Below are 17170 nucleotides of genomic sequence, written 5' to 3' on the forward strand. Positions count from 1 at the left end.
AGGGCTCCTAACAGGGACTACTCGGGGGTTTCGTCCAGCGCGTGGCCGACCAGGACCAGGAGTGTCTCGATGGCCGAAATTCGACGCCGCGCATCCATGATCATGACAGGGATGTGCGGGGGGATCGTCAGCGCCTCCCGGACGTCCTCCGGCTCGAACAGCTCGCTGCCGTCGAAGTGGTTGACCGCGACGACGTACGGCAGGCCGCAGCTCTCGAAGTAGTCCAGCGCCGGGAAACAGTCCTTCAGCCGGCGGGTGTCGGCCAGGACGACCGCGCCGATCGCGCCACGCACCAGGTCGTCCCACATGAACCAGAACCGCTGCTGGCCCGGCGTGCCGAACAGGTAGAGCACCAGGTCGTCGTCGAGCGTGATGCGGCCGAAGTCCATGGCCACGGTGGTGGTCAGCTTGCCGGGCGTGGCGGTGAGGTCGTCGGTCTCCTCGCTGGCCTCGGTCATCAGCGCCTCGGTCTGCAGCGGCGTGATCTCCGAGACGGAGGTGACCAGCGTGGTCTTGCCGACGCCGAAGCCCCCGGCCACCACGATCTTCGTGGCGATGGGGGCCCGGGTGCGGTCCGTCTGCCAGGACTTCAGGTCCTCGTCGGGCTCGGTGACGAGGGGGGCGACGCCGATGGCGTCAGAGACGGCGGAGTCCACTCAGCACCCTTTCCAGCAGAGCGCGGTCCGGGCGGCCGGTGCCATGACCGGTTCCGGTGCCGTACACACGGATCTTTCCCTGGTCCGCGAGGTCGCTCAGGAGCACGCGGACCACGCCGAGCGGCATGCTCAGCAGCGCGGCGATCTCGGCCACCGTGCGCATACGGCGGCACAGTTCGACGATGGCCCGCATCTCCGGCATGACCCGGGTGGCGAGCGGGCCTTCCCCGCCGCCGATGGCGCGGGCGGCGTTCCCGGCCAGTTCCCTGCGCTCCTCGGGGGCCTCCAGCGCCGCCACGAACGTCTCCACGAGCAGGACGTGGCCGAAGCGGGTACGGCCGCCGGTGAGCGAGTAGGGACGGACGCGGGCGGGTTTGCGGTCGGCGCCGCGCACGGGGAGTTTCGCTGTGCCGCTCATCGGGCGCTCCCGGTCGACGGGGACTCCAGTGACTGCCGTAGCTCCGAACGGAGTTCCGGGGTGAGGACGTGGCCGGCACGGCCGACGAAGAGCGCCATGTGGTACGCCACCACGCTCATGTCGCACTCGGCGCTGCCGTGCACGCCGAGCAGTGAGCCGTCGCTGATCGACATCACGAACAGGCTGCCCTCCTCCATCGCGACCATGGTGTGCCTGACCCCGCCGAACGCCATCAGCTTCGCGGCGCCGACGGTGAGGCTGCCGATGCCGGAGACGATGGTGGCGAGGTCGGCGGAGGAGCCGCGGGGGCCCTTCGCCGGGCGGGCCTGACGGGACTGCTCGGCGTGCCCGGGATCGGACGAGAGGAGCAGCAGGCCGTCGGACGAGACCACGGCGACCGACTGGATGCCGGGAACTTCCTCGACCAGGTTGGTCAGGAGCCAGTGCAGGTTGCGGGCTTCACTGCTCAGTCCGTACGTACTGGGCGCGGTCAACTGCTTGCCTCCTCGGCTGTGCCCCCCGTGGATTCTTCGGCGTGTGCGATTTCTGCTTCTACGGCTTGGTAGCCGGCCTGGGCGCCGCTGCGGAAGCCGCCGAGCCTCCTGCGGAGGGCTTCGGCGTCGACGCTGCCGGTGCGGTGGCGCGGGGCCTGGGTCGGCACGGTGATCTTGGGGGTGCGTTTGGGGAGGCCCTTGGCGGTGACCGCCTCGGCTTCCGCTTCGGCGGGATTCCCGTTCCCACCCGCACCACCCGTGCGGCTCTCGTCGTCGGCCGCGGACGGCCCCTGCGGGGCGCGTCCGCCCTCGGCGGCCGGCGGGTCCGCGGGCAGGGCCTGCGGCACGTCCGCCCGGCCGGCCGTCGGCTCCGCCGCGAGGTCCGGGAGCAGCAGTTCCATCGTCGTCTCGGCGTACGTCTCCGCCGGGGCCTTCGGGCGGGTCTCCGTGCTCTGTGCACCCGGGTCGGCCTGCTCGTGAACCGCCTGCTCCGCGTCCCCGCGGGAAGAGGTGAGACCCCCTTCCGCGGACTCCCCGAAGACAGGGGCATCCCCCTGTGGCGCCCCACCGGAGGCGGAAGCGCCGTCCTCCGCCGAGCCGCTGGAGGCGGACTCGGCGCCCTCGGCCGAACCGTCGGAGGCAGCGCCGGCACCCTCGGCCGACCCGCCGGAGGCCGGGCCGACGCCCTCGGTCGAACCACCCCGGAGAGACCCGGCGCCCTCGGTCGAGGCACCGGAGGCAGGGCCGGCACCCTCCGACGGCCCGCCGGAGGCCGGGCCGCGCCCCGTTGCCGAACCGTCTGAGACAGGCTCCGTGCCCTCGGGCCCGCCCGAGGCGGGTCCGGTGTCCTCCGCCGGAGTGACAGGGGCGGGTGTGGTGCGGAGGGTTTGTTCCGCCAGGGCGACCAAGGGGTCCTGGTCCTTCGGGCGGCCGGGCAGGACGTTGGAGTTGGCCTCGGCGGCGGCGCCGGGCAGGGAGAAGGTGCCGGTGCCGCCCTGGTGGGCGGACGGGGCCGCCGGCGGGGCCTCGACGAGGAGCGTGGCGGGCAGCACCACGACCGCCGCGATGCCGCCCTGCTTCTGCTCGCGCAGCTGCACGCGCACCCCGTGGCGCTGGGCGAGGCGGGCGACGACGTACAGGCCGAGGCCGAGACCGTCCTCGCCCTCCTGGTCGTACGGCGACTCGGGGTCGAATTCGGCCAGGCGGGCGTTGAGCCGGTCCAGGCGGTCCGTCGCCATGCCGATGCCCTCGTCCTGGACGGAGAGCATCACCTCGCCGCTCTCCAGCAGCCAGCCCGAGGTCTCCACCGGCAGCTCCGGCGGCGAGGACGACGTGGCGTTCTCCATCAGCTCGGCCAGGAGGTGGGAGAGGTCGTCGGCGGCGAAGCCCGCCACGTGGGCGTGCGGCGGGAGGGCCGCGATGCGGACGCGTTCGTAGCGCTCGATCTCGCTGACGCCCGCCCGCACCACGTCGACCAGCGGAACCGGGCCGTGGTGCTGCTGGACGTGCTCGGCGCCGGCGAGGACCAGGAGGTTCTCGCTGTGGCGGCGCATGACCGTGGCGAAGTGGTCGAGCTTGAAGAGGGTGGCCAGACGCTCCGGGTCCTGTTCGCGGTCCTCCAGGCCCTCGATGACCGCGAGCTGGCGTTCGACCAGGCCCAGGGTCCGCAGCGAGAGGTTCACGAACGTGCCGCCGATGCTGGTGCGCAGCCGCTGGAGCCCGGCCGCGGCCTCGGCGAGTTCGGCGCGCAGTTCCTCACGGGCGTCGGCCATCTTCTGGCGCTGGCCGACCAGGTGCTTGCGGTCGGTTTCGAGCGTGGCCACCCGCTCGTGCAGCGCGGCGGCGTGCGCGTGCAGGGCGTTGACAGCGCGGACGACCTGGGCGAACTCGTCGTTGCGGCCGGTGAAGGCGATCGGTTCCTGGGCGGCCGGGTCGTCGGACTCCGCGAGGCGGGCCGAGCCCCGGCGCAGCACCGACAGGGGGCGGGTCAGGGTGCGGGCCATGGCCGTGGCGATGCCGATCGCGACCAGCAGCAGCGCGCCGAGGACGGCGACACGGATCTCCAGGGCCGTGACGTCGTCGTCCCGGAGGTGCGCCAGGTCCTTGGTGCGGCGGTCGTAGAGGGCCGATTCCACCCCGCGCATGAGGTCGGCACGGGCGGACAGGGCCGCGTCCAGCTTCTTGGTGCTGGTGGTCAGCTCGCTGTCGGCCAGCGTCGGCTGGTCGGTGAGCGTGCTCAGGTACTTCTCCGCCGAGTTGACCTCGGAGCCGGTGACGGTGGAGTCGTAGGAGTCGACGGCCGCCTTGGGGGCGGTCGCGCGGAAGTCGGCGAGGGCCGCGTCGGCGCGCAGGCGGGCCTGCTGGGCGGCGGCGGCCAGTTGGTCGCGCTGCTTCCTGTCGGCCGCGGAGGTGGTGGAGGCCGTGGTGGGCAGGCCGGTGACGGGATTGATCACCGTGCGCGTGGTGGACGGCACGTTCAGCGCGGCCAGCAGCAGGCCGCGGGCGGCGGCGGACTGCTGGACGGCGGTGTCCAGTTCGGCGAGCGCGTGGGCGCCGGAGCCGGCCCGCGGGGGTGACTGCTCGGCCAGCTGCTCGGCGAGCCGGTGCAGCGCGGTGATGGTGGCCGAGTAGGCCTGGTGGGTCTGGAGCGCGGTGGTCTTCCCCGTGAGGGCGGCGCGCCGGGTGACGGAGATGCCGTAGAGGTCGGTGCGCAGGCCGGGCGGGAGGTCCGGGTCGGCACGCAGGTCCTCGACCTGCCGGTCGACACGGGTGCTGCGGTCCTCGGACGGGGCCTTGGACTTGGCGCGGCCGGCCGCGATGTAGGAGGTGACCTCGTCGCGCTCGTCGGCGAGGGAGTTCGCCAGGGCGAGGGCGTCCTGGGTGCGGGCGGCCAGCGTCACCAGGTCCTGGGAGTCATTGACGTCCTGGGAGGCGGTGAGCAGGGAGGGCGCGCCGGCTCCCGCGACGGCGGCGGCCACCACGGCGACCGCGACGATGAGCCGGGTGCGCACATGGGTGGGGCGGCCGGTGCCCACGGGGGTCTGCTCGGCGGTCCCCGCGGGGGCCGTCTGCCTGCCTGTGCGCCGAGGCCGCTTCTTCTGCACCGGTGCTCGCAATCCTGAACTCGTCCAGCCAGGGCACCGGGTGGCGCCCCGTCATCTCGGTGCCAAGTGGTGCGTACACCCGGTTCGTACGGTTCCCGACCCTCCCAGCGCCGGTGGGCAGTGGTCGCGCATCACCTGACCCGCCACCCGAAGGAGTGAACATCGGAGGGGAGTTGGCGGGCAAGTTCCTGTGGCGCGTGCGGGACCCTCCCGCGGCACGCCGGTTGGACGCGCGCCGCAGGCTTTGGCAGTATTCGCCGCCACGCCTTCCCGGAGCCACTCATTCCCGCCCATAACAGACGCCTGACCTGCGGGGTCGTGCCAATTCGGCGCCGCTTGCCAGCCTTTGGCGGACGCTGTGAAGGGCTCGTGCAGACTGGCTGGATGCGAACTGATCTCGTTTCGGAACCCGGCGACGCGAACCGCCCCAACGAGGACTTCGCCGGTGTCGGACTACCCGCCTCCGGACAGGGAGGTTGCGTGATCGTCCTGGACGGGGTGACTCCGCCGAGAGGGCGGACGGGGTGTCTGCATTCCGTTCCCTGGTTCACCGCGCGGCTCGGCGGCGCGCTGACCGAACTTTCCCTTTCGAGCAGAGATCTGACGCTGCCGGAGGTGCTCTCCCGGGCGATCGGCCGCACCGCCGAGGCCCACGCGGACACCTGTGAGCTTTCTCACCCGCGAACCCCGCAGGCGACCGTCGCCCTGGCCCGCTGGTCCGCCGACACGGTCGAGTACCTGGTGCTGTCGGACTCGGCACTGCTGCTGCACGGTCCCGACGGGAGGGTCACCCCGGTCCTGGACGACCGGCTGGCCCGGATCCCGCGCTCCCGGCTCGCCACCGACGCCCTGGTGGACACCACGCTGCGCAACAAGGAGGGCGGCTTCTTCACGGCCGCCGCCGATCCCTCGGTGGCCGTGCGCGCGGTCGCCGGCACGCTGCCCCGCCACGAGGTCCGGGCCCTGGCCGCGCTCACGGACGGCGCGACCCGCTGGACGGAGAAGTTCCGCGAGGGTGACTGGCCCGCCCTGTTCGACGTGGTCGCGAAGGAGGGCGCCCGGTCGCTGGTGGACCGGGTGCGGGAGCTGGAGACGGCGGACCGGGAGGAGCGGGCCTTCCTCGGGCGGAGCAAGACGCACGACGACGCGACGGTGGTGTACGTGGAGCTGTGAGGCCCGCGCCGGATGCCTCTACTTCTCCATGACGCCGTTCAACTGGTGCAGCAGCCGGGCCAGCTCCGAGACCTCGCGCCGGTCCCAGTGGGCGAGCTGGCGGACGTACCGGGCGCGGCGCGCCTCGCGGACCTTGCCGACCCGGCCGCGCCCCTCGTCGGTGAGGGTGACGAGCCAGGCGCGGCCGTCGGCGGGGTCGGGCTCGCGGACGATCAGGCCCAGCTCCTCCAGGGCGCGCAGCTGGCGGGACATGGTGGCCTTGCCGACGCCGATGTAGGCCGCGAGCTCCGTGGCCCGCTGACCGCCGCACTCGTCCAGGCGGATGAGCAGGCCGTACGCGGAGGACTCCAGGTCGGGATGGACCTCGCGGGCCATCTCGCCCTGGTTGGCCCGCGCCCGCCGCAGCAGCACGGTCAACTCCCGCTCCAACGCCAGGAATTCCTGGTCTGCGCCACTGGGCGTCATTTCGTGGGCGCCGCGATGTGCGTCGCCGTTTCCGTCCTCGTGCACGTCAGCACCCCTGCTCGGTTTCCCGGTCCTGAAAGTTTCTGTCAAAAATCGTCATTGCCGCAGCTCCGTAAGTATTTCGCAGGCGTAGACCAACGGCGGCCCCCGGACCCCCTTCCCACGCCGTCATCTACGTGCGTAGCTTCTTTATCAGGCAATCAATGGCATGCCCACGCCAGTGCGGCACCCGGTTCACGGTCACCCCCACGTTCCCCCCACCCCACATCCCGGAGGCACGTCATGCCCGTGCGCAGACCCGGCTCCGACCGCTCCGCCCGCCCGCGCCCGCTCGCCGTCCTCGTCACGGCCCTGCTCGCGGCGCTCTCCCTCACCCTCCCCCTCACCTCCGCCCACGCCGCGACCACCCCCAGCCGCGGCTCCGCCCACATGGGCATGGGCGTCCTCGCCCACGACGGCCGGAACGGCACCCCCGCCTCGCAGGACGTCACCCAGACCGAGGGCGTCGACGTCTCCGCCCACCAGGGCAACGTCGCCTGGTCGACGCTGTGGAGCAGCGGGGTGCGCTGGGCGTACACCAAGGCGACGGAGGGCACGTACTACACCAACCCGTACTTCGCCCAGCAGTACAACGGCTCGTACAACGTGGGCATGATCCGCGGCGCCTACCACTTCGCGACCCCGGACACCACCAGCGGCGCCACCCAGGCGAGCTACTTCGCCGGCCACGGCGGCGGCTGGTCCCGGGACGGCAAGACCCTGCCGGGCGCGCTCGACATCGAGTGGAACCCCTACGGCGCCGCCTGCTACGGCAAGACCACCAGCCAGATGGTCAGCTGGATCGCCGACTTCATCACCACCTACCACTCGCTCACCAGCCGGTACCCCGTGATCTACACGGCCACCAGCTGGTGGACCCAGTGCACCGGCGACTACGGCGGCTTCGCCGCGAACAACCCGCTGTGGATCGCCCGCTACGCCTCGGACCCCGGGACGCTGCCGGCCGGCTGGTCCTACTACACGATGTGGCAGTACACCTCCTCCGGCCCGACCGTCGGCGACCACGACAAGTTCAACGGCGCACTGGACCGCGTACAGGCCCTGGCCAACGGCTAGCTCCACCCACCGTGTGCAGGTCCTGGCCGACGGCCGGTCCGGTTGACGTGTGCCGGGGACCCCTGTCCGCCCGGGCAGGGGTCGCTTTCCCTGCGTTGGTGCTCTCCGCCGGCCGGGATCATGCTGGTCAGGGAGAGCCTGCCGAGCTAGGCGAGATGAGCGGCGATGGAGCGACAGTCGACGTACACGGCCACGGCCACCATCGATGAGCTGGGCATTCTCACGGGCTGGAGCGAAGGCGCACGGCGGCTGCTCGGCTACGACGCCCCGGCCGTCGTCGGACGGCCCGCCATCGCACTGCTCGCCGCCGACGGCTCGGCGGCGCGCCGCGTTCTGGCCGGCCGCGAACGCTGGAACGGCACCGTCCCGCTGCGCCACCGCGACGGCCGGCTGCTGGAGCTGCGCGTGCTCGCGCACCGCCGGACCTCGGACACCGGGGTCACCGACTGGCTCGTGGTCAGCGCCGTGACGGTGCGCAGCCAGCCGCCCCGGGGCGAGCCGCTGGAGGAGTGGACGTTCCTGCAGTCCCCCTTCCCGCTGGCGATCTTCGACGCCGACCTGCGGCTCGTACGCGCCAACCGCCGGATGGAACACGCCCTCGCCCTGCCCGAGGCGGCGATGCGCGGCCTGCGCCTGCCGCACATCGTGCCGGGCGCCGCGAGCGAGGAGGCCGACGGGGCGATGCGGCTGGCGCTGGAGTCGGGTCGGCCGCAGGAGGCCAGGACCGGGCTCGGCACGGAGCTCGGCGCGGCCGCCGTGCTCACGCCGCTGAAGGACGCCGGCGGCCGGGTGCGCGCCGTCTGTCTGTCCACGCAGGCGCCCGGCCAGGACACCGCCGCCCCGGCACGCCCCTCGGCCGAGAGCGGCTCGCCCGTCGGCCCGGGGGCGGACCAGGCCCGTGCCGCCCAGGAACTCGGCGAGGTCACGGTTCCCCGGCTCGCGGACGTCATGGCGGTCGACCTGTTCGACACGCCCCGGGAGGTGGACGAGGAGCCCGGCCGGCCCGGCCCGGTGGTGCTGCGCCGCGCCGCACTGCGCGCCGTCCCGGACGGCCACGGACCCGCCTACGGCGCCGGCGTCGGCGAGGCGGTCGTCTGCCCGCTGGACTCCCCTCCCGCCCAGTGCCTCGCGGCGAGCCGGCCGCTGCTGTACGACACGACGGACCCGGTCGTCGCCGAGTGGGCGGCGGCGGACCCGGGTGCGGCGTGGCTGCGCGCGTCCGGAGCGCGTTCACTGCTGGTGGTGCCGCTCCTCGCCCAGGGCAGCACGCTCGGCGTGGCGCTCTTCGCCCGGCGCCCCGGCCGGGGCGCGTTCGGCCCGGAGGAGCTGCGGCTGGCCCAGGAGTTCACGGCCAGGGCGTCCGCCGGCATCCGGCAGGCCCGCGCCTCTTCCCGGACCCGCACCACCACCATGGCCCTGCAGCAGAGCCTGCTCCCGCACACGCTGCCCGCGCAGGCGGCCCTGGAGATCGCCACCCGCTATCTGCCCGCCGCGACCCGGGCCGGCGTGGGCGGCGACTGGTTCGACGTGATCCCGCTGTCCGGGGCGCGGGTGGCGCTCGTCGTGGGCGACGTGGTGGGCCACGGCATCCGTGCCTCGGCCACCATGGGCCGGCTGCGCACCGCCGTACGCACCCTGGCCGACGTCGATCTGCCGGCCGACGAACTCCTCACCCACCTCGACGACCTGGTCCTGCGGCTCGCCGCCGACGAGGGCAGCGCGGACCCGGCCGCCGAGACCGCCGGCGGCATCGGCACCACCTGTCTGTACGCGGTGTACGACCCGGTCTCGCGCCGGTGCACCCTGGCGCGGGCGGGCCATCCGCCGCCCGCCGTGGTCATGCCGGACGGCGCCGTGCGCTTCCTCGACGTGCCCGCGGGGCCCCCGCTCGGACTCGGCGGGCTGCCCTTCGAGGCCGTCGAGACCGAACTGCCCGAGGGCAGTCTCCTCGCGCTCTACACCAACGGGCTCTTCGAGGCCCGCGAGCACGACATCGACGAGGCGCTGGACAAGATGTTCGCCGCGCTCGGCCGGCCCGCGGCCACGCTGGACTCCCTCTGCGACCACGTGCTCACCGAGCTGCTGAGCCACCGTCCCGACGACGACATCGCGCTCCTCGTCGCCCGCACCCGGGTCCTGCACGGGGACCGGGTCGCGGCCTGGGAGCTGGCGAACGACCTCACGGACGTCTCCCGGGCCCGCCGGCTGGCCTGCGACCAGCTGTCCGCGTGGGGCCTGGACGAGGCCGCCTTCCCCACCGAGCTGATGGTCAGCGAGCTGGTCACCAACGCCATGCGGTACGGCCGGCCGCCCGTCCAGCTCCGGCTGATCCACCAGGACTCGACCCTGATCTGCGAGGTGTACGACTCCAGCGGCAGCACCCCGCACATGCGGCGCGCCCGTATCTTCGACGAGGGTGGCCGGGGTCTGCTGCTGGTCGCCCAGCTGGCCGACCGCTGGGGCACCCGGCACGACCGGGTCGGCAAGACGGTGTGGGCGGAGCAGTCGGTGGCCGGGACCACCGGCTGAGTCAGCCGCTGCCACCGTTGCCCCCACGGCCGCCCTGACCGCTTCCCTCGCAGCCCACACCCAGGCAGATCCCGCCGTCGCCGCCCCGGCCGCCGTCGCCGCCGTCGCCCGTGCCCGCCGCGTCGCCGCCGTTCCCGCCGCTGCCGCCGTTGGCGCTGCCGGCGCAGACGCCGACGCAGATGCCGCCGTTCCCCCCGTCCCCGCCGCTCCGGCCCGGCGCGCCCGTGGTGCCGGCGCCGCCGTTGGCGCTGCCGTTGCAGAGCCCGGCGCAGATGCCGCCGCCCGAGCCGCTGCCGCCGTTGACCGTGCCGTTGCAGTTGCCCGCGCAGATCGAGTCGCCGATGCGGACGCTGCCGTTGCCGACATGGACGCTGCCGAGGCCGGGACGGCCGCTGCCCGCTCCGCCGCCGACGGGGCCGGTGGCGGCCGTCGCGGCCGGGGCCATGGCGCCTCCGGCGATCACGAAGGTGGAGACGGCGAGACCGAGACCGAATTTCCAGGAGTGCTTGCGCATGGGTTTCCTCAGGAATCCACTCGGAGGAATTCGAGCCACCCGCCGTCCAGGAGATTTTGCTCCCACTTGCTGATTTCCTTCTCCCGGACCTTGTACTTCTTGGCCGCGTCGGCCTCGGTCACCCGGCCGGTCAGCACCGCCAGCGCGATGCGTGCCTTGTCCAGCCGGGAGAGCTTCGACTTCGGTCTGCCGGGCAGGTCGCTCAGGCCGTGGAACGGCGCACAGCCGGGCTTGCCGGGCTCTCCGGGCTCACCCGGCTGCCCGGGCGCACCGCCCTTGCCTCCTTCGCCGCCCTCTCCGCAGTGCGCGGACCGGTCGGCCGGGGCGGCCGCGTGACTGCCGGGGGCCGGGGCGATGGGGGTGGCTGCTTGGGCGGCGCACGCGGTGGTGGTGACGAGCGCCACGGAGGCCGCCGCGAGGATGAAGGGACGCCGCCAGGTGCTGCTGGACATGGGGGGGTCTCCGTTTCGGGTCAGGAGTGCCGGTGAGGGATCGCGGGGAGAGGGGAGGGCTTCGGGGAGGGGGTGGAGGCCCTCGCGGCCTCCACCCCGTGGACGGTCAGCGGCGGTGACGGTCAGAAGAGGCTGATTCCGCCGGCCCCGCCGGACCCGCCGGCGCCGCCGAAGAGCCCGCCGACGCCGCCCTTGCCGCCCTTGCCTCCGTTGCCGCCCTGGAAGACGCTGTTGCCGCCCTTCCCTCCGTTGCCGCCCTGGCCGCCGACGAGGACGCCGTCGCCACCGCCACCGCCGCTGCCGCCGCCACCGCCGGAGAGGACGCCGAAGCCGCCGGCCCCGCCGTCGCCGCCCTTGCCGCCGACGACACCTTCGCCGCCGCCACCGCCGCCACCGCCGCCGCCTCCGGAGAGGACGCCGTCGCCGCCCTTGCCGCCGGCGCCACCGTCACCGCCGGTACCGAGGACGCTGCCGCCTCCGGAGCCGCCGGCGCCGCCACCGCCGCCCACCAGCCCGGAGCCGCCGTCACCCCCCGCGCCACCGGCGCCTCCGCCCTGGACGAAGGCCATGGTCGAGGTGGGCATCGGGGCCGCCATCGCTCCGGACACGGGCAGCAGGACCCCTCCGGTGACCAGCGCGGCCGAGGCGGCGAGGGTCGCGAGACGGAGACCCCGGCGCTTCGGGCGGATTTCGTCGTGGGTGTGAACCTTGCGAGTCATGAGCTTTCTCCCATTGCTGTGTGTATTTCCCGAGTGGATTTGCCGGGGTGTTTTCCGGCGCACTTCAAGTAAGCCGGAACGGGAAATACGGGTCATGTTCCGAGGACTCGGGACTTGACGGGGACACAGGCGTTGGGTAAAGCCCGCGTAAGCGGCGGGGCAGCGGCGTCGGGCGGGCGTCAGAAGAGGACCGGCCCGGCCCAGGGCGGCGGTGCCGGTGGCGGCACGCGGTCCACCTGGGTCGGCGTACGGCGGCGCGGTGCCGCGCCCAGGTCGCCGGCGGCGGTGCGCAGGGCCGCCACGAACTCCAGGCAGGAGCCGTGACGGTCGCCCGGGGCCTTGGCCAGGGCGCACCGCATGACCTCGTCGGCGGCCGCCGGGATGCCCGGCCGCTCCTTGCTGAGCGCCGGCGGCGGGTCGTACTGGTGGGCCCACAGCAGTTCGAGGTGGTCGTCCCGCCGGAAGGGCGGAGTGCCGGCGAGCATCTCGTGGACCACGCAGGCCAGGCTGTACAGGTCGGACCTGCCGTCCACCGGGCGCCCGGCGATGCGCTCGGGTGCCACGTAGTCGAGGGTGCCGACGAACTCCCCGGCGGTGGTGAACCCGGTGAGCGACAGCGACTTCTTCGCCAGCCCGAAGTCGGTGAGGTAGACGTGCTCGGGGTGATCGCTGTCGACGCCCTTGGCGACCAGGACGTTGCCGGGTTTGACGTCCCGGTGCACCAGGTCACGCGCGTGGGCGGCGTCGAGCGCGGACGCCAGCTGGGCGGCGATGCGCAGCGTCGTCGCGGCCGGCAGCGGGCCCTCCCGGTCGAGCAGGGCGCGCAGGTCCTGGCCGGCGACGAAGCACATGGCGATGTAGAGGATCCCGTCGGTCTCGCCGGCTTCGAAGACGGGGACGATGTTGGGGTGGTCGATGGCGGCGGCGACCCGGGACTCCTGGGCGAACCGGCGGCGGAAGGCGTCGTTGCGCGTGTACTCCGGGGCGAGCAGTTTGAGGGCGACCGTCCGACCGAGGCGCAGGTCCTTGGCGCGGTAGACGACGGCCATGCCCCCGCGGCCGAGCTCGCGTTCCACGCGGTATCCCGCGATCTCGGCCCCGATCAGCCCGGAGGGGCTTCTGGGCGGCCAACTCACGCCTGAATTCTACCGAGAGACCCCTGTATGAGCGCATGGCGAAGGCCCGGGCCTCCCTCACGGGACCCGGGCCCTCGCTCATCCGGCAGCGTCCGTCACGCCGCTACCGGAACCGTGGGCACCGCACCGTTCGTGGCGGGCGCGAGCGCCAGCTCAAGGACCTGGCGGACGTCGGTCACGGTGTGGACGTCGAGCTTGTCCAGCACCTCGGCCGGGACGTCGTCCAGGTCGGGTTCGTTGCGCTTGGGGATGATCACGGTGGTCACCCCGGCACGCTGCGCGGCGAGCAGCTTCTGCTTCACGCCCCCGATGGGCAGCACGCGTCCGGTCAGCGAGACCTCGCCGGTCATCGCCACGTCCGTGCGGACCAGCCGGCCGGAGAGCAGCGAGGCGAGGGCCGTGGTCATCGTGATGCCCGCGCTCGGGCCGTCCTTCGGGACCGCGCCCGCCGGGAAGTGGATGTGCACGCCCCGGTCCTTCAGGTCGCCCACCGCGAGCTCCAGTTCGGCGCCGTGGCTGCGCAGGAAGCTCAGCGCGATCTGCGCCGACTCCTTCATCACGTCACCGAGCTGACCGGTCAGGGTCAGGCCCGCAGCTCCCGTCTCCGGGTCGGCCAGGGACGCCTCCACGAAGAGGACGTCACCGCCGGCGCCGGTGACCGCGAGACCGGTCGCCACGCCGGGGACGGACGTACGGCGCTCGGCCGGGTCCTGGGCGGACTCGGGCACGTGGTGCGGGCGTCCGATCAGTGCGCGCAGGTCGCCGTCCGTCACGGTGAACGGCAGCTCCCGCTCGCCGAGTTCGTGCTGGGCCGCGATCTTGCGGAGCAGCCGTGCGATGGACCGCTCCAGGGTGCGCACGCCCGCCTCGCGGGTGTACTCGCCGGCCAGCTTGCGCAGGGCGCTCTCCTCCAGAGCGACCTCGTCCTCGCCCAGTCCCGCCCGCTCCAGCTGGCGCGGGAGCAGGTGGTCGCGGGCGATGACGACCTTCTCGTCCTCGGTGTAGCCGTCCAGGCGGACGATCTCCATACGGTCGGCGAGCGCCTCCGGGATGGCCTCCAGGACGTTGGCGGTGGCCAGGAAGACCACGTCCGACAGGTCGAGTTCGACCTCCAGGTAGTGGTCGCGGAAGGTGTGGTTCTGCGCCGGGTCCAGGACTTCGAGCAGGGCGGCGGCCGGGTCGCCGCGGAAGTCGGAACCCACCTTGTCGATCTCGTCCAGCAGGACCACCGGGTTCATGGACCCGGCCTCCTTGATCGCCCGCACGATCCGGCCGGGCAGCGCGCCGACGTACGTACGGCGGTGACCGCGGATCTCGGCCTCGTCACGGACGCCGCCGAGGGCGACGCGGACGAACTCGCGGCCCATCGCGTGCGCGACACTCTGTCCCAAGCTGGTCTTTCCGACGCCGGGCGGGCCTACCAGGGCCAGCACGGCACCGCCGCGCCGCCCGCCGATGACGCCGAGGCCGCGCTCGCCGCGCCGCTTGCGCACGGCCAGGTATTCGGTGATGCGCTCCTTCACGTCCTCCAGGCCGGCGTGCTCGGCGTCGAGGACCGCCTTGGCGCCCTGGATGTCGTAGGCGTCCTCGGTCCGCTCGTTCCAGGGCAGCTCCAGGACGGTGTCCAGCCAGGTGCGGATCCAGGAGCCCTCGGGGGACTGGTCGCTGGAGCGCTCCAGCTTGTCGACCTCCTTGAGCGCGGCCTCGCGGACCTTCTCCGGCAGGTCGGCGGCCTCGACGCGGGCACGGTAGTCGTCGGACTCCTCGGCCGAGTCCTTGGAGTTCCCGCCGTTCAGCTCGCGCAGTTCCTTGCGGACGGCCTCCAGCTGACGGCGCAGCAGGAACTCGCGCTGCTGCTTGTCGACGCCCTCCTGGACGTCCTTGGCGATGGTCTCGGCCACGGCCTGCTCGGCGAGGTGGTCGCGGAGCTGCTGCGCGGCGAGCCTGAGCCGGGCCACCGGGTCGGCGGTCTCCAGCAGTTCGACCTTCTGGTCGGTGGTGAGGAACGGCGAGTAGCCGGAGTTGTCGGCGAGCGCGGAGACGTCGTCGATGGCCTGGACGCGGTCCACGACCTGCCAGGCACCGCGCTTCTTCAGCCAGGTGGTGGCCAGTGCCTTGTATTCCTTGACCAGGTCCGCGACCTGACCGGGCAGCGGGTCGGGGACGGTCTCGTCGATGCGGGCGCCCTCGACCCACAGGGCGGCGCCGGGACCGGTGGTGCCGGCGCCGATCCGCACCCGGCTCCGGCCGCGGACCAGAGCCCCCGGGTCACCGTCGGCCAGCCGGCCGACCTGCTCGACCGTGCCCAGCACACCGGTCTTCGCGTACGTGCCGTCGATGCGTGGCACCAGCAGCACCTTGGGCTTTCCGGGCGTGGACCGGGCGGCGGCCTGGGCGGCCTCCACCGCGGCGCGCACCTCGGAGTCGCTCAGGTCCAGCGGGACCACCATGCCGGGCAGCACGACCTCGTCGTCGAGCGGCAGCACGGGCAGGTCGAGCGTGAACGCCGTGGACTCAGTAGCCATGATCTCCCCTTCGGCAGTCAAGTTGAGCTATGCCGACTCAACTACGGGAGAGGGGCAGGTGTTCCCCGTGTTTGTTCGCTGTGAGCGATCACTTGCGCCCGAGGGGGCGTGCTCGCCGTCCTCAGGCCGGCTGGTTCCACCGGCGCAACAGGGGCCAGCTCGCCACGCCGATCGACAGGGCGATCAGATGGCCCCAGTTCGTCATCGGGTCCTGGAAGGCGATCAGGTCGTCGACGAGGAGGGTGGTCGCGAGCGCCAGGAGCGGCCAGCGCAGCCAGGGGCGCAGCAGGCCGGCGAGGGCGCCGGTGCTGGCGGCGACGCCGAAGCTGATGCCGTAGTCGAGCCGGTGCAGCGAGGTGGCGGGGAGGTGGCCGACCAGGACGGCCAGGCCCACGGGGACCTCGGTGGCGAGGGTGGCCAGGACGTGGCCGCCCAGGAAGACACAGGCCGCCCGCGCGCCGCCTATGCGCCGTTCGAGCGCGGTGAGCACCAGCACGAACGCCAGCGCGTACGGCGACAGGACGCCGCCCGCGATCCACAGCGCGCTCCCCAGCAGCACCAGGACGGGGGTGCGCACCAGGTGGGCGACGTCCGTGCTGGAGTCCTGGTAGAGAGCGTGGACCAGGCCCGGGTCGGCCAGCGCCGCGATCACCGAGGTGAGGGCCAGGAGGGCGCCGTAGGCGAAGGTGAACGGGGTGCCGGCGGGCGTGGGCAGCAGGCGCCACACCCGCGGGAACCGCACGGCCGGGCGCGTCGGGGCGCCGACCGCGGCGGGCGTGGGCACGGGGGCGGGGTCACAGGCGGGGACCGTGGCGTGCCGCTGGCGGGGCATGCCGTCCAGCAGGTCCGCGAGGGCGGGCGTCGCGACGGCGGCGCCGTCGGGAAGGGGCGCGCCCGGCAGGGGCGCGGACGCGGCCGACGCAGGGCCCGTCGCGATGGGTTCCACGGTGTGGCGCTCCTTCCGTCGCGCCCCACCTTTCGTGTTGCGCGGGCCGCTGTCTATGACCGACGCCACGCGAGAGCGGATTCACAGCAACCTCTCACGTACCGGATGCGTCCGCCCCGGCCCGTTACCGACAGCACGCGCGTGTCATCCGCAATTCCCGTGAACGACAAGCCGCGTTCGAGCAGGATGGGGGCATGACTGCTGCCGTGCACGACTCCCCCGTGGTCCTCGACCGGCGCGACGGCCCGTACGGCGAGGTGGCGCTGCGCCGGCACGGGACGCTGCTGCAGATCATCGCCAACGGCTGTTTCCTGATGGACACCTCGGACGGCCGTTCGGAGCGGCTGCTGGTGGACGCCGCGTACGACGCGCTGGACGGGCGGCCGGAGCCGAAGGTGCTGATCGGCGGGCTGGGCGTGGGCTTCTCACTCGCACATGCGGCGGCGGACTCCCGGTGGGGGCGGATCACCGTCGTCGAGCGGGAACCCGCCGTCATCGACTGGCACCGGCACGGGCCGCTGGCGGAGATCTCCGCCGGTGCGCTCGGCGATCCGCGCACCGAGATCGTGCGGGGCGACCTCGTGGCGTTCGTCAATGAGACTTCCGACACGTTTGACGCGCTCTGTCTGGACATCGACAACGGACCCGGCTGGACCGTCACGGACGACAACCACGGTCTCTACGCGCCGGCCGGACTCGCCGCCTGCGCAAGGGTGTTGAATCCCGGCGGGGTGCTCGCCGTGTGGTCCGCCGAGCCCTCTCCGGAATTTGAAGGAACCATGCGGAATGCCGGGTTCCAGCAGGTGCGTACCGAAGAGGTGCCCGTTGCCCGGGGCGTTCCGGACGCCGTGCACCTCGGCGTCCGACCTGGATAGCGACAGCACGGTGGATCCCCGTAATGTGCTGCCCTGACGCGGATCATT

The 17170-nt window shown here is 73.2% G+C and carries 15 protein-coding genes; 4 read left to right on the forward strand and 11 right to left on the reverse strand.

Annotated features, from left to right (window positions below):
- Positions 1-17: 17 nt before the first annotated feature.
- The 4 genes from IE244_RS05225 to IE244_RS05240 are packed head-to-tail and all read right to left on the reverse strand — an operon-like array spanning position 18 to position 4603.
- Positions 18-656 carry a GTP-binding protein gene (locus tag IE244_RS05225; RefSeq protein ID WP_191871465.1) on the reverse strand — a complete coding sequence of 213 codons (639 nt, stop codon included), beginning with the start codon at positions 654-656 and terminating at the stop codon, positions 18-20.
- A complete protein-coding gene (locus tag IE244_RS05230) occupies positions 637-1074 on the reverse strand; it encodes a DUF742 domain-containing protein (protein WP_191871466.1) in 438 nt (145 codons plus the stop codon). The genes IE244_RS05225 and IE244_RS05230 overlap by 20 nt, the downstream gene beginning before the upstream one ends.
- A complete protein-coding gene (locus IE244_RS05235; RefSeq protein WP_191871467.1) occupies positions 1071-1568 on the reverse strand; it encodes a roadblock/LC7 domain-containing protein in 498 nt (165 codons plus the stop codon). Before IE244_RS05235 ends, IE244_RS05230 begins: the two co-directional genes overlap by 4 nt.
- On the reverse strand, positions 1565-4603 hold the full coding sequence (locus IE244_RS05240; protein WP_373305709.1) for a sensor histidine kinase: 3039 nt from the start codon (positions 4601-4603) through the stop codon (positions 1565-1567). The genes IE244_RS05235 and IE244_RS05240 overlap by 4 nt, the downstream gene beginning before the upstream one ends.
- A gap of 453 nt (positions 4604-5056) precedes the next feature.
- On the opposite strand from IE244_RS05240, the gene IE244_RS05245 reads away from it, so the two are divergent.
- Positions 5057-5845 (forward strand): protein phosphatase 2C domain-containing protein, encoded by a 789-nt coding sequence (locus IE244_RS05245; RefSeq protein WP_191871469.1) that lies wholly within the window; start codon positions 5057-5059, stop codon positions 5843-5845.
- A gap of 18 nt (positions 5846-5863) precedes the next feature.
- Here the strand turns inward: IE244_RS05245 and IE244_RS05250 are convergent, their stop codons facing one another.
- Positions 5864-6355 carry a MarR family winged helix-turn-helix transcriptional regulator gene (locus IE244_RS05250; RefSeq protein ID WP_191871470.1) on the reverse strand — a complete coding sequence of 164 codons (492 nt, stop codon included), beginning with the start codon at positions 6353-6355 and terminating at the stop codon, positions 5864-5866.
- 237 nt (positions 6356-6592) lie between these two features.
- Here IE244_RS05250 and IE244_RS05255 point away from each other — a divergent pair, with 237 nt between their 5' ends.
- Both IE244_RS05255 and IE244_RS05260 read left to right on the forward strand, forming a co-directional pair.
- Entirely contained in the window at positions 6593-7426 is an 834-nt protein-coding gene (locus tag IE244_RS05255; protein WP_191871471.1) for a lysozyme, read from the forward strand.
- 165 nt (positions 7427-7591) lie between these two features.
- Positions 7592-9955 carry an ATP-binding SpoIIE family protein phosphatase gene (locus tag IE244_RS05260; protein WP_191871472.1) on the forward strand — a complete coding sequence of 788 codons (2364 nt, stop codon included), beginning with the start codon at positions 7592-7594 and terminating at the stop codon, positions 9953-9955.
- Position 9956: 1 nt separating this feature from the next.
- Here the strand turns inward: IE244_RS05260 and IE244_RS05265 are convergent, their stop codons facing one another.
- The 6 genes from IE244_RS05265 to IE244_RS05290 all read right to left on the reverse strand — a co-directional run bounded on the left by IE244_RS05265 (position 9957) and on the right by IE244_RS05290 (position 16247).
- Positions 9957-10469 (reverse strand): hypothetical protein, encoded by a 513-nt coding sequence (locus IE244_RS05265; RefSeq protein ID WP_191871473.1) that lies wholly within the window; start codon positions 10467-10469, stop codon positions 9957-9959.
- An 8-nt stretch (positions 10470-10477) separates the two neighbouring features.
- On the reverse strand, positions 10478-10921 hold the full coding sequence (locus IE244_RS05270; protein ID WP_191871474.1) for a hypothetical protein: 444 nt from the start codon (positions 10919-10921) through the stop codon (positions 10478-10480).
- 122 nt (positions 10922-11043) lie between these two features.
- Positions 11044-11640 carry a hypothetical protein gene (locus tag IE244_RS42715; protein WP_191871475.1) on the reverse strand — a complete coding sequence of 199 codons (597 nt, stop codon included), beginning with the start codon at positions 11638-11640 and terminating at the stop codon, positions 11044-11046.
- A 179-nt stretch (positions 11641-11819) separates the two neighbouring features.
- Positions 11820-12776 (reverse strand): serine/threonine-protein kinase, encoded by a 957-nt coding sequence (locus IE244_RS05280; RefSeq protein ID WP_229853963.1) that lies wholly within the window; start codon positions 12774-12776, stop codon positions 11820-11822.
- A 95-nt stretch (positions 12777-12871) separates the two neighbouring features.
- Positions 12872-15301: an endopeptidase La gene (lon, locus tag IE244_RS05285; RefSeq protein ID WP_191871476.1), complete on the reverse strand. Its 2430-nt coding sequence runs from the start codon at positions 15299-15301 to the stop codon at positions 12872-12874.
- 121 nt (positions 15302-15422) lie between these two features.
- Complete coding sequence (locus IE244_RS05290; protein WP_191871477.1) at positions 15423-16247, reverse strand: rhomboid-like protein; 825 nt, start codon at positions 16245-16247, stop codon at positions 15423-15425.
- A 194-nt stretch (positions 16248-16441) separates the two neighbouring features.
- Here IE244_RS05290 and IE244_RS05295 point away from each other — a divergent pair, with 194 nt between their 5' ends.
- Entirely contained in the window at positions 16442-17122 is a 681-nt protein-coding gene (locus IE244_RS05295; protein WP_191871478.1) for a spermine/spermidine synthase domain-containing protein, read from the forward strand.
- Positions 17123-17170 lie beyond the last annotated feature (48 nt).

The organism is Streptomyces filipinensis, from assembly GCF_014649495.1.
GTDB lineage: Bacteria > Actinomycetota > Actinomycetes > Streptomycetales > Streptomycetaceae > Streptomyces > Streptomyces filipinensis.

Bases quoted from the DNA above. Each gene is read 5' to 3' on its own strand.
- IE244_RS05230 (WP_191871466.1), bottom strand. From the start codon at position 1,074: ATGAGCGGCACAGCGAAACTCCCCGTGCGCGGCGCCGACCGCAAACCC.
- IE244_RS05245 (WP_191871469.1), top strand. From the start codon at position 5,057: ATGCGAACTGATCTCGTTTCGGAACCCGGCGACGCGAACCGCCCCAAC.
- IE244_RS05255 (WP_191871471.1), top strand. From the start codon at position 6,593: ATGCCCGTGCGCAGACCCGGCTCCGACCGCTCCGCCCGCCCGCGCCCG.
- IE244_RS05260 (WP_191871472.1), top strand. From the start codon at position 7,592: ATGGAGCGACAGTCGACGTACACGGCCACGGCCACCATCGATGAGCTG.
- IE244_RS05265 (WP_191871473.1), bottom strand. From the start codon at position 10,469: ATGCGCAAGCACTCCTGGAAATTCGGTCTCGGTCTCGCCGTCTCCACC.
- IE244_RS05270 (WP_191871474.1), bottom strand. From the start codon at position 10,921: ATGTCCAGCAGCACCTGGCGGCGTCCCTTCATCCTCGCGGCGGCCTCC.
- IE244_RS42715 (WP_191871475.1), bottom strand. From the start codon at position 11,640: ATGACTCGCAAGGTTCACACCCACGACGAAATCCGCCCGAAGCGCCGG.
- lon (WP_191871476.1), bottom strand. From the start codon at position 15,301: ATGGCTACTGAGTCCACGGCGTTCACGCTCGACCTGCCCGTGCTGCCG.
- IE244_RS05295 (WP_191871478.1), top strand. From the start codon at position 16,442: ATGACTGCTGCCGTGCACGACTCCCCCGTGGTCCTCGACCGGCGCGAC.